Source organism: Sphingomonas sediminicola (genome assembly GCF_049991885.1).
Taxonomy (GTDB): domain Bacteria; phylum Pseudomonadota; class Alphaproteobacteria; order Sphingomonadales; family Sphingomonadaceae; genus Sphingomicrobium; species Sphingomicrobium sediminicola.
The window spans coordinates 1523375-1539759 of record NZ_CP178916.1 but is presented as its reverse complement, the minus strand read 5'-3'; the positions used below and the strand labels follow the sequence as shown (position 1 = coordinate 1539759).

15 protein-coding genes are annotated in these 16385 nt (G+C 62.7%); 4 read left to right on the top strand and 11 right to left on the bottom strand.

From position 1 onward, the window contains the following. Positions 1–5: 5 nt before the first annotated feature. Complete coding sequence (locus ACMC5O_RS07915; RefSeq protein ID WP_187709233.1) at positions 6–1316, bottom strand: MFS transporter; 1311 nt, start codon at positions 1314–1316, stop codon at positions 6–8. 221 nt (positions 1317–1537) lie between these two features. Here ACMC5O_RS07915 and ACMC5O_RS07910 point away from each other — a divergent pair, with 221 nt between their 5' ends. Continuing rightward, the gene (locus ACMC5O_RS07910) at positions 1538–2248 is read left to right on the top strand and encodes a hypothetical protein (RefSeq protein WP_426692664.1); all 711 of its coding nucleotides are present in this window, start codon (positions 1538–1540) and stop codon (positions 2246–2248) included. Positions 2249–2300: 52 nt separating this feature from the next. On the opposite strand, the gene ACMC5O_RS07905 is transcribed toward ACMC5O_RS07910, so the two are convergent. Then, complete coding sequence (locus ACMC5O_RS07905; protein ID WP_426692663.1) at positions 2301–3815, bottom strand: hypothetical protein; 1515 nt, start codon at positions 3813–3815, stop codon at positions 2301–2303. A 148-nt stretch (positions 3816–3963) separates the two neighbouring features. Between ACMC5O_RS07905 and ACMC5O_RS07900 the strand changes: the two genes are divergently transcribed. Further along, on the top strand, positions 3964–4275 hold the full coding sequence (locus ACMC5O_RS07900; RefSeq protein ID WP_187709237.1) for a hypothetical protein: 312 nt from the start codon (positions 3964–3966) through the stop codon (positions 4273–4275). Between the two features lie 109 nt (positions 4276–4384). Here ACMC5O_RS07900 and ACMC5O_RS07895 read toward each other — a convergent pair whose 3' ends face one another. The 4 genes from ACMC5O_RS07895 to ACMC5O_RS07880 form a co-directional block, all read right to left on the bottom strand. Beyond that, positions 4385–5002 carry a PEPxxWA-CTERM sorting domain-containing protein gene (locus ACMC5O_RS07895; protein WP_426692662.1) on the bottom strand — a complete coding sequence of 206 codons (618 nt, stop codon included), beginning with the start codon at positions 5000–5002 and terminating at the stop codon, positions 4385–4387. Between the two features lie 145 nt (positions 5003–5147). Continuing rightward, positions 5148–6194, bottom strand: coding sequence for a glutathione synthetase (locus tag ACMC5O_RS07890; protein WP_426692661.1), 1047 nt, complete (start codon positions 6192–6194; stop codon positions 5148–5150). 6 nt (positions 6195–6200) lie between these two features. Beyond that, a complete protein-coding gene (locus ACMC5O_RS07885; RefSeq protein WP_426692660.1) occupies positions 6201–8039 on the bottom strand; it encodes a flavohemoglobin expression-modulating QEGLA motif protein in 1839 nt (612 codons plus the stop codon). Further along, on the bottom strand, positions 8036–8821 hold the full coding sequence (locus ACMC5O_RS07880) for an N-formylglutamate amidohydrolase (RefSeq protein ID WP_187709241.1): 786 nt from the start codon (positions 8819–8821) through the stop codon (positions 8036–8038). The genes ACMC5O_RS07885 and ACMC5O_RS07880 overlap by 4 nt, the downstream gene beginning before the upstream one ends. A 230-nt stretch (positions 8822–9051) precedes the next feature. Between ACMC5O_RS07880 and ACMC5O_RS07875 the strand changes: the two genes are divergently transcribed. Beyond that, positions 9052–11118 carry an alkaline phosphatase D family protein gene (locus ACMC5O_RS07875; protein WP_187709242.1) on the top strand — a complete coding sequence of 689 codons (2067 nt, stop codon included), beginning with the start codon at positions 9052–9054 and terminating at the stop codon, positions 11116–11118. Between the two features lie 3 nt (positions 11119–11121). On the opposite strand, the gene ACMC5O_RS07870 is transcribed toward ACMC5O_RS07875, so the two are convergent. The 5 genes from ACMC5O_RS07870 to ACMC5O_RS07850 form a co-directional block, all read right to left on the bottom strand. Continuing rightward, positions 11122–11577, bottom strand: a complete 456-nt coding sequence (locus tag ACMC5O_RS07870) for a D-Ala-D-Ala carboxypeptidase family metallohydrolase (protein ID WP_426692659.1) — start codon at positions 11575–11577, stop codon at positions 11122–11124. 150 nt (positions 11578–11727) lie between these two features. Then, the gene (locus ACMC5O_RS07865) at positions 11728–12675 is read right to left on the bottom strand and encodes an isopenicillin N synthase family dioxygenase (protein WP_187709243.1); all 948 of its coding nucleotides are present in this window, start codon (positions 12673–12675) and stop codon (positions 11728–11730) included. Positions 12676–12773: 98 nt separating this feature from the next. Next, a complete protein-coding gene (locus tag ACMC5O_RS07860; RefSeq protein ID WP_426693521.1) occupies positions 12774–14006 on the bottom strand; it encodes a NupC/NupG family nucleoside CNT transporter in 1233 nt (410 codons plus the stop codon). Between the two features lie 49 nt (positions 14007–14055). Then, the gene (locus ACMC5O_RS07855; protein WP_187709244.1) at positions 14056–14625 is read right to left on the bottom strand and encodes a TIGR00730 family Rossman fold protein; all 570 of its coding nucleotides are present in this window, start codon (positions 14623–14625) and stop codon (positions 14056–14058) included. A gap of 5 nt (positions 14626–14630) precedes the next feature. Next, complete coding sequence (locus ACMC5O_RS07850; protein WP_187709245.1) at positions 14631–15617, bottom strand: adenosine kinase; 987 nt, start codon at positions 15615–15617, stop codon at positions 14631–14633. 83 nt (positions 15618–15700) lie between these two features. On the opposite strand from ACMC5O_RS07850, the gene ACMC5O_RS07845 reads away from it, so the two are divergent. Further along, positions 15701–16369: a queuosine precursor transporter gene (locus ACMC5O_RS07845; protein ID WP_426692658.1), complete on the top strand. Its 669-nt coding sequence runs from the start codon at positions 15701–15703 to the stop codon at positions 16367–16369. The last annotated feature ends 16 nt before the right edge of the window (positions 16370–16385 follow it).

Here is a 16385-nt window from a genome sequence, read left to right as displayed (position 1 = left end):
CTCGCTCAGTCGCAGGCGAGGTGGAGCTTCCATCCCAGCCAGGCTGCCACGATGCTTCCGAGCGCCACCAGGAACAGTGTTTCCGCGACGGACACGCCGACAAGAACGAGGCCTGTGAGCATCAATGTGGCAACGACCATCGCTCCGGAATTGACGATATTGTTGGCAGCAACGGTCCGCGCGGTCTCCGACTTGGGGACAGTGGTCGTGAGGAAGGCGTAGAGCGGGACCACGAACATTCCGCCGGCGATCGCGATTCCGAGCAGGTCGAGAACGACCGCCCATCCGAGCGGATGGCGCAGGAATTCGCGTGTGCCGACGAGCTCGGGCGATGCCGACCAGTCCTTGGCCAACACGTAAAGAAGCAGGACGAAGACGCCCATCATCAATGCGGACGAAGGCGCGAAACGGGCGGAAACCTGCCCTTTCAACATGCGGTTGATTGCGACCGAACCGATTGCGACGCCGACCGAGAAAACCGCGAGGAAAAGGGTGGCGACGCTCTGGTTGGCGTAGAAGACGTTCTTCACCAGGGGCGGGAATTGAGCCGCCAGCACGGCACCCATAGCCCAGAAGAAGCTGATCGAAAGGATTGCGAGGAAAAGCCTCCTGACGTGCAGCGTCGCGCTCACCAGCGTGACCGAGGCGCGCACGATGTGCCAGTCCATGCCTCTATGCGGATAGCCGGGAATTTCCGCATCGTCAGCCGCAAGGGCTTGAGGAACGAAACCGCCTGCTATCCGGCCGATCAGCGCGACCAGCAGGACACCGACGGCCGCGAACTCTGCGTGGAAGGTTCCGTCCGGGCGCTGCACCACGAGGATTCCGCCGAGGATCGTTCCGCCGAGGATGGCGATATAGGTTCCGGCTTCGACCAGCCCGGTGCCGCCGAGCACCTCATCCTTGTTCAGATGCTGCGGCAGGATCGCATATTTGATCGGCCCGAAGAAGGTCGAGTGCACGCCCATCGCGGTCAGCGCAACGAGCAGCAGCGGGATGTTGTGGAGCAACAAGCCGCCCGCGCCGAAAAGCATGATGGCGATCTCGGCCGATTTCACGATCCGAACGATCTTCGCCTTGTCCATCGCGTCGGCCAATTGTCCCGACAGGGCCGAAAGCAGGAAGAATGGCAGGATGAAGAGGCCGCCCGCGATCGCGCTGAACGCCGCTTCCTGCTCCGCGTCGCGGTAGATGCCGTAGATAACGAGCAACACCATCGAGGTGCGGAAGAGGTTGTCGTTGAAAGCGCCAAGGAACTGCGTCGTGAAGATCGGCAGGAATCGCCGAGTGCGCAGTAGGTGAAGGGAGTCCTGCATCAGCTAATGGTCAGCCGACTGGGCCTCTTACGCGAATCCATCGCGACGGCTGTAGCGGCTCTTGGGCCGGGGGCAAGGCGGAGTGGTTAAGCGGGGAGCGGCCACGAGCACAACGGGGCCGTGAAACCGATACGCTTCCGTTCCAATATTCAGCTGTGCGACAGCAGCACAATGCTTTGGAGGCCGCTCCACAGCGGTTTTACAGAGAGGGAGCATCATCGATGCACAGGTTGGTTGTTGCGGCGTTGGGAGTTGCAACAGTTTTGTCCGGCTGCATGGTCCGGGAAGCGCGGATCGCACTCGCGCCCGGGTTGGCTGAATCTGCTGAGCGCATCGAATTGACTGGGATGGGAGGAGGCCGAAGCGGGGACTTTCAGCTCGGCCAAGGATCGGGAACATTCACCAGGTCCGCCGAGCGTCTCGGAGTCTTCGACCCCCTGCTGGTGAGGCACCGCGGCGGAGGCGCTTTTCGCCTTCGAGAGTCGACTGACGGGATCGAACTGGCCGGCCGCTGTTCCTATCGCGAGGGCATCGTGAACGCCGGCCCCGTATCGGTCACGCCTGGCCGGCTCGTTTTCCACTGTGACTTCGCGCGAGGCGGACGTCGCATTGATGCGTCTTTCAGGATCGCCGACCCGAAGTCGGCGCTGGGAATGCTGCATGGACGCGACGAGCGCACTGGAATGCTCGTCTATGAAGGGCGGGAGATAGCTGTCCGTTCGATCCATCGGGACATTGCCGGAGGCCTGCCCACCTCCACTGCGCTGGGGTACAGTTTCTCGGCTGACGGCCGTGAGATCGGTGCGGTTGACCTGAACGGTCTCAACAAGACCTTGTATGTCCCGCGAAGCGGGCCGGACCGCGAAGCGGTGATCGTGGCATCGGTAGCGCTGTCTACCTTTTGGGATCCCGCGATCGTGCAACAAGACTGAGCAGCGGTTCGAATGGTCGTTTTCGGCGGGAAGCAGACACTGAAAAGCATTTCTAACGCAGGAGATAATCGGGTCTGACACCCCGACTGCGCCAGTATTCCGTCAGACCGATTCCGTTGCATAGTGCGAGGAAGCGCGGATCCCTCCGCATGCTCGCGCAAGGCGGGGTGAAGAGCCATTGGACTCCGTTACGCCAGGCTGTGTCGTTGGCGATTTCCTTGCCACCCTCACTTTGGGGCACGATCTTCCCGCGCCAGAGAAGGAATCCGTCGGCAATTTCGAAACTGGCGTCCACCTCACCGAGCGCCGCTAGAATCATGACTGCATGTGCGGCAAGTTCACCAGCTTTCCTGGCTGCATCGAGGCACGCATTGCGAGCCGTTGTGATCGTCATCGCTGATCGCTGGTCCAGCGCGGGGAGGCACGCTCCCCACAACGTGGCCAAGGCGGGGTCGAGCATATTCGGCTCACCCTTGAGCATCGCCAACGCGGCTTGCGCACGGTCCGTCAGCGCGAGAATCAGGAACCGAACCCACCACGTCCCACCGTCTGCGGGATAGAGGGCCCGCACCTGGTCCACGACCTTGTCAGCCTGCGCAACTCGCCCGGCAATCCAGAGCTTCAGTGCTCGCCGACCGAGCAAATCGGCCGAAAGCGGCTCGATCCTCAGAGCACGCTCGTTCCAGCTCCATGATTCCGCGTTGAGACCCGCCGACTGCAACAATCCGACAAGCTCGGTGATCGCGATCACGTTCGAAGGGTCGATAGTGATGATCTGCCGAAGCTTTCGGTCTCTCGATGCCCAGTCTAGGGTGGATCCCTGCAGCTCGAACATCGCGAGCAGCGCGTTCGGTTCTCGCGGATCGATAGAGAGCGCCTTCCGGATCGCTTCCTCGGTTGCGGGAATCCAAGGACGCTCCTCCGGTCCACCGGACAGGCTTTGAGCGTGCAGACTGCGTACGAGCGCCAGCAGGCCCCATGCCTTTGCGTCCTTCGGTCGGATCGCAACGGCCTTCTCAAGGCTCCGGGCGACGCCGTCGTCGAAGCGAAGATTTCGAACCGCCTCATGCGCTTGCTTCATTAGGCGTTCGAACTCGCGATCCGATCCAGAGCGGCCGGTCAACCATATTCCTGCCGCGCCGGCTGCGGCGATGGCAGCAGCGCTCGAGGCGAACAGTGCGCGCCGCGAGAAATTCGAAGGGGGAACTAGTGCGGGAGTTGATTGCAGAAGGGGCAGGATATCGCCGGAAATGCGATAGCCGGTCCGCGGGATGGTTTCGATTTCGAAAAAGCCGGGCGCGACGGCGGCCGGGATACGCTTCACCCGGGCCATGACGCGGTTAAGGCTTTCATTGCCCACGAGATTGCCGCCCCAGCATTGGTCGAATAGCTGGTCGCGCGTTACGACATCGCCGTCGGCGTCGAGCAGTAGCAGGAAGGCCTGCATGATCAGCGGCTGGAGGTGGATCGATCCCGCTGGTCCCGCGACCAGCCGCCGCGACGGGCTCACGTGTAAAGACCCGATCTGAAAATCGGATCGTACGGCGAGATCTCTTAGTTTCAGCATTTGCGGTTCGCTGCCAGGCGGCCCACCTTGATCACTGTATGATCACAAGTTGGTTTCTAGATGATCATCGCAATCCAAAGCAATTTCCATCCCTCTGCTCCCGCTCGACCAAGCGCCGGAATCAGTCGTGGGTCGGGCGAAGGAGGATATGATGAGAAAGCTTGGACTATTGATCGCTTGCGGAGCGGCCGTGCTCGGAACTGCTGCCATGGCTCACGATACGGCAACAGGCTTTTCAAGCCGTGGAGCTTGCGAAGCTGCAAGCGCGAGCATGAGCAATGCCGAGCAGGATTGGCTGGTCGAAACCTTTCCTCAGCTCTTCGACACGGCCGGGGAAGCGTCGAGCTTCCTGACAAAGGCCTGGACATGCGATCTCAATGCATCGGACGGTCAGTTCTATATCACCGACCACATCGAGGAAATTCTCGGCAGCAGATGGTTCGATCGGCGCAACCACTAGCCTTCAGGGCCGTCGCGACGGCGCTGGAAGGCCTCAGCGGTGACAAAGCAAAGGCGGTCCGACAGGGTGGACCGCCTTTGCCTTCGACACACCCTTCGGAAACGGCTCGCTACGCCAGTTGGGCGAAGTTCGGGCGCCGATTGCGCCGAAGTGCGTAACCCGCGATGGCGAAGCCGAACAGCATCATCCCCCAGGTGGCGGGCTCCGGGACCGGAGGTGCGCCAGGGGTGTAGATGGCTGCGTTGGAGAAGCCCTCGGGATGGTCGAGGATTATCGAACTGGCGCCCTCGGTGCCGAAGTCGAACAGCCAGAAGACCGACACATTACCGTCGGTACCGTCAACGTTTCCGAAATGCGCGCCGATAATGGTCAGGCCGAAAAGCGTCTGCCCGAAGTCGAGCACGTTGCCGCTCACCAATTGCATGATCTTGGTGGCGTCAACTGCCGCCCAATTGCCATCCCATTCGAAGTCACCGGGAAGCAATTCGATCGCGTCCTGGGCGTTCGCAATGTCTGTCGGGCTGCCATTGATGAGATTGCCAGCGAAATAGCCCGAGCAGGCAAGGGCGTCGGGGTTCGTCATCGTCGCGTCGCACACGCTCGTTACCGAAAGGAGACTGGAAGCGCTTCGATCAGGAAGGGTTGATCGGGTTTCCTTGGCGTAAGCGGAACTCGAAACCGCGACAGCGGCTGCGGATAACAGACCGATCATTAAGCGACGCAACATCACGCCTCCTCACTGGACACCGATACAAGCGTCCCCAGAGAGAGGGCCCGCCGCGCCAGTAAACAGTCGTTAACCATCTAAGTTCCCGCTGTTATTACATGATTCGAGTGTGTCATTTTTGGACAACATGCCACTCTAAGTGAGCTTACAAAATCGCCAGGTGCCGGTTGTCGAATGTCTGCGCGTACTGGCTGGCGATATCGACCTTGCGTTCGATCGCCTCGACTACGGTCTCCGAGAAGTCGACGCCGGCGAGCTTCGAGCAGGATTCGAGGTTTCCGGGCGAGAAGACGTTCACCTCGAGGATCTTGTCGCCGACGATGTCGACTCCGACCAGGAACATGCCGTCGGCCAGCAGCTTCGGGCGGATGATTTCCGCGACCTTCAGCTCGGTCTCGCCGATCTCTACCGCTTCAGCCTTTCCGCCGGCGTGGATGTTCGAGCGGATGTCGTCCTTGGCGGCGACACGGCGGAGAGCGGCATATTTGCCGTCACGCTGGAGCGGCTTGCCGTTCATGATAAACAGGCGGATGTCGCCCTTCTTCGCGGCGGGGACATAGGCCTGCGCGATGATGTAGCCGTCGCGGCCGATCGCCTCGATCATCTGGTTGAGGTTGGATGCGTTGTTCGGATCCAGCTTGAACACGCCCGACCCGCCGGAGCCCTGTAGCGGCTTCAGGATGATGTTGCCTTTGTGCTCCTTGGCGAACGCCTTGATGTCGGACGCATGCTTGGTGATGAGTGTCTCCGCGCGCGCTTCGGTCGGGAAGCTCTGAAAGTAGAGCTTGTTGATCGCCCGGCCGAGACTGTCCGGATCGTTGAGCACGATCACGCCGCGCTTGGCAGCCTCGCGTCCGAATAGGATTCCGGGCTCCATCGCCCATGGCCGATCGCTGTCGATCGACGGATCGTTGCGGAGCATGATCACGTCGACGTCGCCGAGGTCGACGCGCTCGATCTTGCTTTCATTACTGCTCTTCAGCGCTTTGAAGAACTCACCGCGGTCCTTGTACTTGCGCTTGGGCAGGAAGCGCCCATGCGCGAACAAGGTGTCATCGGGATTGAGGACGAAATCCTCAGGCGTGATGTAGCAGACGCCATGGCCCCGCATCATGGCCTGGTGGGCGAGCACGGTCGTTGTGTAATTCTCGTACTCGCGCTCGATGTCGTTGACGAAGAAAGCAATCAGCAATTGGGTTCACTCCGGATCGAGAAGCCGGTCAAAGGCGAGGCCTTCGCGAAGCCGGGCGATCCGACTTTTTGAATCATCCCGTTCAAGGAAATCGGGGACGAATACCGGCGCGTGAAGAAGTCCGCGCAGAAGCAATTCCTCAATGGCATCGACATGCTCCGGCGCGATTTTGCCCAACCAGAACGCGTCGAGCGACGCGCCGGTTGCGACGCGGTCCATCACCGCCCGGAAACCCTTGAGATAAATGGCGTCTTTCGCGAACCCGCCCGAACGGAAGACGCGTGCGCACAGATCGAACGCGACCCGTTTGCTGAATCCGAGGTCGTTCGTCAGCCGGCGATAGACGTCGATGAACTCCGCGCCTTCGATCATCGCTTCAACGGCGACCACACGGCCAGCCAGAAGCCGCAGCCGGGAGCTGGTCAGCCCGCCTACGGCCCATTCGGCGAAGACGCCGAGCCCCTCCTGGATTCCCTCATATTGCGCGAGACCGGTGCGGAAGATCGAAAGGCCTTGGGTTGAGCCGTTGAAGTAGGTCAGCAAATGGACGCTGACCTCATGGGAAAGAAGGGCGTCGAGACGCGATTCAGCCATCGACGTTGCGCTCGAGATCAGCAGCCGGTCGCCGGAGACCAGCAAACCAGATACGTCGTCCCGAACCTCGACCTTCGCTTGAAAGCGTTCGTCGATGGAACGGTACCGGCTGACGAGATCATTGGCCGCGGCGGCGACATCATGCGCGCCGATCTTCTTCCCGCGAGTCATGCCGGGCTTCACTGCGCCGAGGACGGCGTGTGCATCGCTCAGCAACTGCCGACTGACGGTGCCGTACAGGAGCATCGACGCGGGCCGGAACCCGGGCGTGTTGCGGGTCGCCAGCAGGGTGAGCTGGTAGTCGATCTCCCGCCTTTTCTCGCTGAGCAGACGCTCGAGCAAAGGGTCCTCGAGGCGCGACAGGTCGATCTCGTAAAGCTCGCGCTTGGCGATGTCCGGGTCGACCGTCAGCGGCCGGTAGCGGAACTTGGGCGGCTTCTCTTCACATTGGGCGAAGAAGCGCGCCATCGCGTCCTGCGAGTTGATCGGCGACAGCGACAGCAGGAAATCGAAGCTGTTGGCGATGTTGTCGAGCTTCCGGTCCGCCTCCAGGGCGGCCTTGAGGAATGCACTTCGTCCGAGTGAACGATGGTGCAGCGGCGGCGAGGATCCAGCGGCTGCCATATAGGCCGCGGCGGAGCGAAGGATCGCATCGGTTAGTGCGATCGCAAGGTCGTGGGTCAGCTGCGGATAGAGAGTGCCATCGGGCGCCCGGTGGATTTGGGGAATACACAGGTGGATGCGATCTGTGTGGTCCAGCTCCCCGAACAGACTGTGTTTAAGGTGGGCCGCCTTCACGTCCGGATGGCGCAGCTCGACCTTGATCTTCTCGATAGCCTTCGAAAGCGTGTTGAAGGCGACCCGCGCCCCCTTGCTTCCGGAATGCCCCACGCAAACATCGAAGTCGGGGAGCCGGGGGGAATCCTCCGCGTGCGGTTTCCAGTCTTCGTCGGCAAGCTCGAAAACGATGACCGGGCCGAGCTTTTCCCGGATGGCTGGAAGAACGGCATCGAGCGCCGCACGCGCCTCCGCATCTTCATCCGGAGACCAGATCAGATAGGAGGGACTGTTCATCGCCATCCGGCGGGCAATGCCGTTTTCGGGGTCCGATGAGCGGTGGAGGACAATGAAGGGCAGCCAGCGGTCGAGGTGGATGCGGCCGGCTTCGCCGACTTTCTTGCGCAACTCGCCACGGGGCCCGAAGCTCGCGAACCCGTCGGACGCCAGGCGGAGGGCGGCGCTGCCTGTCATCCCAACAGCCGGTCCGAGGTTTCGGCCATGAAGGCGACGAAGCGGCGCATTGCGGCAAGCTCGGCGGGGTCCGGCTCACCGGTCCATTCGTCCATGAAGAACTTCTTGAACTCGACCGCGATGGCGCAACCGCGTTCCGGGTAGCGCTCGTGGACAAAGCGGGTCTGGTTGCCCTTGCCCTGGAAAGCGACGTTCTCGCGGACGTCGAGCTTTCGCCCGTTGAAGTCGAATTCCCGCAGGGACTCCATCAGCGGGTCAATCAGGAACGCCCAATGATCGCGCGGCATAGAGAAGGTGCCGATGTTGATGTCGGGTGCGTCTTCCTGCAGCTGCGGAGCGCCGTCGGGCCCGTCGCGCCGGTGGTTGTAGCTGTGGATGTCGAGCAGAACGAAGCGAGGGTGGTGTTCCGCGACGCCGTCGAGCATCTCACCCAGCTGTCGGTAATAGTCGGCGTGCAGGTCGAGCGATCGTTGGACCAGGCCGTCATCGGGCTGTCCGGGCTTCCAGAGCTCAAGGCCCCAGCATTGGTCAGGCGTGCAATAGACGGCGCCCTCCGCCGGACGGTTGAGGTCGAACTCGAAGCGCGAGCGATGGACGATTGTGTGCGCGGGCACGTCTAACACGGCCTGCCCGGTGAACGGATCTTCCTCGCGCAGCCGTTCGGCATCGCCGAGCGCTACGGCCTCCGAGATTTCCGGCCGGAGGTCGTGCCCGTCATGGATCGCGGTCGCGACGATGCGGCCCGGCCCAGGCCGAATTGTCCAAGGTTCTGTAGCTTCCATTGGTGTGAAAGCGCATGGACCCTGCGTGAGTTTCCTAGGACGTCAGTCGGTGATGAACTCGTAGGCGTCGCCTTCACCGCGACGGGCGTTGATTCCGCGAGCGCGGCGGGACCCCGCATCTCCCGTAAATCCTCACCCGGCTGCCACGCCGTTTCGCGCACTGGAAGCATGAAGTCGGCTGTTGGTCGAAAGCCGGCTGTGCTCGAGGCAATTGTGACTAGCATCGCCCCATGACCAAGCTCGACAGACGCTCGTTCATTGCCTCCGCAAGCGCGCTCGGCGCAACGCTCGCTTGGGCAAAAACCGCCGCCGCGAAATCGCGCACAAACTGGACCGAACGGCGCGATCTCTATCCGGATGGCGTCGCCTCGGGTGACCCGGACGATCGTAGTGTCATCCTGTGGACGAGACGTCCGTTCGAGAGCGGCGATCGGCACCTCCTGGTTGCCGAAGTCGCGCTCGATCCCGACTTCAAGCGGGTCGTCTCGACGGCGCGCGCGCCGGTGCTCGCCGAATCCGACTGGACCTGTCGCGTGCTCGCTGCGGGGCTGAGGCCTGCGACCGTCTACTGGTATCGCTTCACCGATGAGAGCGGTGCCGGAAGCCGCATCGGCCGGACGATCACTGCGCCGACCGACGACGACGCTCGTGCCGTGAGCTTCGCCTTCGTCTCCTGCCAGAGCGTCAACGAGGGCGCTCAGAACGCCTATCGCCGGATGATCTGGGAGGACGAGCGAAAGCCAGAAGCCGAGCGCCTCGGCTTCGTCCTCCACCTTGGCGATTTCATCTACGAAGTCGTCGAATATCCGGAAGAGGTGGCGCACCGGTACGGCCGGACCGTCTACGACATCGGAAAGATCCCGAATTCGCGGAAAGTTTACAACTTCCACGTTCCGACCGATCTCGCTGGCTATCGCGTGGTCTATCAGGCGCACATCCGCGATCCGGATATCCAAGATGCCCGCGCGCATTTCCCGTTCGTCTGCATGGGCGACAATCACGAATTCTCGTGGAAAGGCTACCAGAGCTTCATCCAGTACGACGGCGATCCCGAGCCTGCGCAGGAGCTGCGCGTCGCCGCAAATCAGGCGTGGTGGGAATATATCCCGTCGCGGGTCCGCAAGGCATCGGGACCGGGTCTCGAGGCGTTCAAGGGGCCGAAGGTCAAGAACGCGCCAATCACCAAGTTCGACGTTGACGGCCTCGGAGATGAGCCGAACAACGTCGCGGCACTAGCCAGCATGACCGCCTATCGCGCGCTTCGGTACGGTCGAAACGTCGAGCTGATCATCACCGACATGCACGCTTACATGATGAAGGATCCGACCTCTCGCCCGGAGGTCGCGGCGCTCGACCCTCCGGATTTCCCGAACATGTTCCCGCAAGACATCTTGGAAGTGCTGGACGGCGGAACTGTGTTCAACGGCGGCAAGCCACCTGAAGTCATCATGGTGGGCGACAAGGCGGTCCCGAATTTCCGCAAGGACGAGCCGCCGATGACCTTGCTTGGGCGGCAGCAGAAGGCTTGGTTCAAGAGCAAGCTCGCGGAGTCCAAAGCGACCTGGAAAATCTGGGCGGCGACGAACGGCACGCTCGACTTCCGCGCCGATCCGCAGAACCTTCCACCCGGGCTTGCGACGAAGCCGTGGCCGAGCACCGGCTACGCCTGCTCCGGCGGAGGCGACATGAGCGGCAGCTACCACGAGCGGGCAGAGCTCTACGACTTCGTCCGCGACCGGAAAATCGGCGGGCTGGTCACCGTGTCGGGCGACCGCCACAGTTTTTGGGCCGGTTATTCGGCCAAGGCGCTTCCGCCGCAGAAGTTCGAGCCGATTGGTATCGCATTCATCACCGGTTCCATCTCCGCGCCGGGCATGGCGGAAGCGATGGAATATGGCCTCAAGAAGCATCCGCTGCGGCCGTTGTTCGCCGTCCAGCGGGAAGGAGGCAGGTACGAAGCGACCTGCAATCTGACGCTGAAACGGGGCGTCCGCAGCGCGCTCGAATATGCGAAGTCGGGTGACATCGAGACGGCTCGCCGCCTGACTAATCCCGACAATGCGCCGCACCTCGAGTTCATCGACATGGGCGGCCACGGTTATTCAGTCGTCACCGCAACGACCGACAGGGTGCAGACCGAGTTCGTCTGCATTCCGCGTCCAGTCACTCGCGCGACCACGCCCGACGGCGGTCCGCTTCGCTATCGCGTCCGGCACACGGCGGATTTGTGGAAGTCGGGGGAACGGCCTCGGCTGAAGCAGGAAGTGATCGAGGGCGATCCCTCGCTGTCGATCTAGCGACTAGCGTTCCGCAAGCTGCGGCGGCGGAAGGTCGATCCGCAGCGTGCCGTGATCGTCGGCAAGGATTTCCGGATATTTCGGCTTCTCGGGCTGCTTCACCATCGCCGCGGCGACCGTCACTTCAGGCTGAATCGGTACGATCGAGGTGTTTGCGAACGCGAAATGGCTGTGGTCGCCCTCATCGAGGGATTCCACCATCACATAGCCCGCGCGCTGGAGGGCGGCGGCGATCATGCCGTGAGTCACGCCCGGCTTGCGGGCGACATCGATCGCGCGGCCCTGCAGGTGATAGCTGTTGGCGACGCCGCCAACCTGGCGATTGTGCTCGACGCTCCGATAGATGCTCGTGATCGCGCCGAAGCTTGCGGCAACCGCGGCGGCCTTCGAGACGTCGAGGCGCGCTTGAGGCGGCGCCGGGACATCCGACGGCCTTGCAGCTAGTGCTGGCGATGCCATGGCCGCAACGGCCCACAGGCAAGCGGATAGCCGGTACATCAGACTCGTCACCGTCCTGCTTCGCGGAAGCGGGCGGAATGACCCTCGACGGCGCCTGAGTCCATGCCGTTATATGGTGGCTCGTCCCGAAGTGGGACGAAACGTTGAAAATCAGACCAGCTTGATCTCGCGCAGACGCTCTTTGAGATATTCGTCCGCAGTGATCGGAGGCCACTTGGGCTGCTCGCCGGCCGGCACCGTGCCCGGCAGCGGCTCGATCAGGTAATCCGAGCGGAAGTGCAGAAAGAAGGGCATCGAATAGCGCGCATGGCTAGCGCGATCAGGCTGCGGATTGACCACGCGGTGCGAGGTTGAGCGCAGGCGCCCGTTGGTCAGCCGCTGGAGCATGTCGCCAATGTTGATCACCAACTCGCCTGGCTTCGGCGACACCGGGATCCAGCGACCGTCCTTGGTCAGCAGCTCGAGGCCCGCTTCCTCGGCTCCGAGCAGGAGAGTGATCGTGTTGATATCCTCATGCGCACCGGCTCGGATGTGGTTGCCGGTCGGCTCGCTCTGCGGCGGATAGTGGAGAGCGCGCAGGATCGAATTTCCGTCGCGAACCGTGTCGGCGAAATAGTCCTCGTCGATCTTCAGGTAGCGAGCGATCGCGCGAAGCACCTTTAGACCGGTGCGATCGAAGGTCGCGTAGAGTTCGCTGAACGTGTCCTTGAAGCTCGGAACTTCCGATGGCCAGACGTTGTCCGGCATGTGCCCGCGGAACTTGTGCCCCTCCGGCAGGTCCCGGCCGACGTGCCAGAATTCCTTGAGGTCGTGCGCCTTGGCGCCCTTGGCGGTCTCGATCCCGAACGGCGTGTAGCCGCGCTGCCCGCCGCCGTCGGTCAGAAAATACTTCTTCTTCGTCTCTTCCGGCAGGGCGAAGAAAGCCTTCGCCTTCTCCTCGGCGCGATGGATGAGCTCGTCGGGTATGCCATGGTCGGCGATGATCGCGAACCCGTAATCCTCGAAGCTGCGGCCGAGCTTCTTGGCGAATTCGTCGGGGTTGCGATCGGCGTCCTTCAGCGACACGGACGCGATCTGGTCGGCAGTAATGGTGGCCATGATTGTCCTCTAAACTCCAATGCGGCCGAAGCGAAGCAGTGCGGAACGGCGGCGTAATGCTGAATTGCGTCGCTTCCCGTGCTCCGCGTTGACGAAGATCAAGGAAGCATCAGGCTCGCGAGCGCGGCGCTCATCAGGTTCGCGAGAGAACCGGCCAGCAGGGCGCGGATGCCGAGCCTTGCGATCACGGGGCGCTGGTTCGGAGCCAGGCCGCCGGTCACCGCCATCTGGATTGCGATCGAACTGAAGTTTGCGAAGCCGCAGAGCGCAAAGGTCACGATCGCCCGGCTGCGGTCGTTGAGCACAGCGGCGTTCATCTGGCCGAGATCGATGAAGGCGACGAACTCGTTGAGCACCAGCTTCGTGCCGAACAGGCCGCCGGCCGCGTTCGCCTGTTCCCACGGAACGCCGATCAGGAACATGATCGGCTGGAACAGATAGCCGACGATCCGCTGGAAGCTGAGGTCCGGAATCCCGACCATGTTGCCAAGCCCGCCGAGCAGGCCGTTGGCGAGCGCGACGAGGGCGACGAACGCGAGCACCATTGCGCCGACGGCGACGGCGAGCTTCACGCCCGTCTGAGCGCCCTGGGCCGCGGCCATGATAATGTTGGCCGGCTTCACGCCCTCTTCGAACGTTTCCGCCACGTCGACGTTCGCGTCTTCCGCGGTTTCACTGTCGCCAAGCTCGTCCGGCATGATGATCTTGGCCATCAGGATTCCACCCGGGGCGGACATAAAGGCCGCCGCGAGGAGGTAGGGCAGGTAGCTCTGGCCGAGCAGGCTCGCGTAGGCGGCGAGGATGGTCCCGGCGACGCCGGCCATGCCGACGCACATGACCGTGAACAGCCGCGACGGGGGCAGGGCCGCGAGATACGGGCGAACCACCAGCGGCGATTCCGACTGGCCGACGAAGATGTTGGCCGCAGCGCTCAAGCTTTCGACGCGGCTGATGCCGGTCACCCAGCCGATCGCCCCGCCGACCCAGCGGACGATCCGCTGCATGATGCCGAGATAGTAGAGGATCGCGACGAGGCTCGCGAAGAAGATGATCACCGGCAGAGCGGCGATCGCGAAGGTGTTGGCGAGGGGGTTGCTCGCGCTCGGGCCGAACAGGAATTCGGTGCCCCTGTTCGCATAGCCGAGTAGGTTCGCGACGCCTGCAGAGAGCGAATGGATCCCGGCGCGCCCCCAGCTGGTCCAAAGCACGAGCCACGCAATCGTAGCTTGCAGCGCGAACGCAGCGCCGACGACGCGCAGGCGGATCGCCTTGCGGTTGGACGACAACAGAAACGCGATGGCCAGGATCGCCGCGATCCCGGCGATGCTCATCAGATTCTGATTCACTAGGCGGCCCCTCCCCAGAGCACCGAAAAAACTCTTACCAGACCATGCCTTGCGTAGCGCGCCCGGCGGCTTCGTCCAGCAATTCCAATGCTTCTTCCGGCGTCGTCGCGACCAGCAACTGCTTCCGGCGCGAAGCGGACAGGAACCCGCTCTCGGTTGCATGGTCGATGAACTGGATCATCCCGTCCCAGAAACCGGCAACATTGAGCAGGCAGAACGGCTTGGCGTGATAGCCGAGCGCATTCCAGCTCCACGCTTCGAATAATTCGTCAAAGGTACCGATGCCGCCTGGCAGCGCGATGAAGGCGTCGGCGAGGTCGGTCATCTTCGCTTTGCGCTCATGCATGTTGGGCACGCGGAAAAGCTCGCTGATACCCGTGTGTGCGACTTCAAGATCGACCAGCGCATCCGGGATGACCCCGTATACGTGGCCGCCGAGCTCGAGCACGCTGTCGGCGATCAGTCCCATCAGGCCCAGCCTGCCGCCACCGTAAACGAGGTCGACACCCTGGTTGACCATCGCCGCGGCGGTCGCACGCGTCGCGTCCGCGAAAAGGGGATCGGTCCCCGGCGCCGAACCGCAATAGACTGCGAGGCGCTTCACGTTGTTCATAGCTGGACCAGCTCTTTGAGATTCGCTTCCGGCCGCGCACCGAAGTGCGAGATGACTTCGGCAGCCGCTTGGGCGCCGGCCTCGAGACAGCGTTCGAGCGGACGTGCCCGGCAACGCGCGGCGAGGAAACCGGCGGCGAAAAGATCCCCGGCGCCGGTGGTGTCGACCACTTTTTCAACCGGCGCCGCCGGGATCTCGACACGGCTCCCAACCTCGATCGCCATCGCGCCTGCGGGACCTCGTGTTACGACAAGGGTCGCGACCAATGGCGAGAGCTTGGCGAGTGCGCCATCGAGATCGCCCGCGCCGGCAAGCAGCATGGCTTCGTCCTCGTTGGCGAACAGCACGTCGACCATCCCCCCGTCGATCATCCCGAGCACGCCTTCCTTTCGGCCGGGGATGCACAGGCTCTCGGACAAGGTGAAGGCCACCGTGCGCCCGGCCTCATGCGCGATCTGCGCTGCGCGGAGCATTGCGTGGCGTGGGCGCTCGGGACCCCAGAGATAGCCTTCGAGGAAAGTGATCGAGGCGGACCGGATCATCTGCTCGTCGAGCCGTTGCGGAGCCAGCTCATGGCTCGCTCCGGGGCACGTGTTCATGGTGCGCTGCGCATCCGGTGTGACCAGGATCAGGCAGCGGCCGGTCGGAAGGCCATCGCTGATCGGCGGAGTCTCGAAGCGGACTCCGAGCGAAGTCATGTCGTGCGCGAAGATTGCGCCGAGCTGGTCATCCGCGACCTGGCCGATGAACCCCGCGTCGAGTCCAAGGGCTGCGACTCCCGCCATGCTGTTTGCGGCCGAGCCTCCGCTAATCTCTCGCGCGGGGCCCATCGCCGAATACAAAGCTTCAGCCTGTTCCGGGCTCAACAACTGCATTGAGCCCTTGGTGAGTCCGTTCGCGTCGAGGAAGGAATCCTCGCACGTCGCGATCACGTCGACGATCGCGTCGCCGATTGCGACAATGTCCAATGCTCCGGGATTCACGGGGGCGTCGCGTAGCGGCGGCTAAGCCGTTCGGTCAATTGCCGTTCTTGAAGTTCCGCGCAAACCGGCTAGGCCAACGCGCCATGACGACCGAAGTCCAGGCGGCTGCCAATGCGCCGCAGTCCGCCCGATCAATCCCCTTGTCGCTGTTCGCCTTCGCCATCTTCTATGGCGGCATGGTCTGCATCGCCGGCGTTCTCGGCAACAAGCAGGTCGCCCTTGGCCCGCTTGCGGTCGAGGCGGGTATTTTCGCCTTCCTGCTGCTGGTCGTGACGTCGAGCTCGGTTGCCGAGCTTCATGGCCGAGAGACCGCGAACCGGCTGGTGTTGATCGGCTTCATTCCGCTTCTCGTATCGCTCGCACTCAGCATCATCGTGCTTGCCGTGCCGGCATCGCCCGACATGGCGCCGGACCGCCTCGATGCGTTCAACACGATCATGGGCGGAACGCCGCGGATCTGGCTCGGCGGAATCCTCGCCTACGGGATTTCGACGTTCCTCAACGTCACTATCTTCAGCCGCCTGAAGGCGAGGGAAGGGGCCAAGCTCCTGTGGCTCCGCGCGGGGATTGCGAGCGTGCTTAGCCAGATCGTGGACACGCTGATCTTTATCACCGTCGCCTTCTACGGTGTGTTCCCGATCGCAGAGCTTTTGATGGGCCAAATGATCGCCAAAGTCGTTCTATCGGCCGTTCTCGTGCCGCCGGCGGTCTATGCTTTCGTCGCTCTTGGGCGGAGGCTCGACGCCCGCTGAGGCCCGCCACGACGGC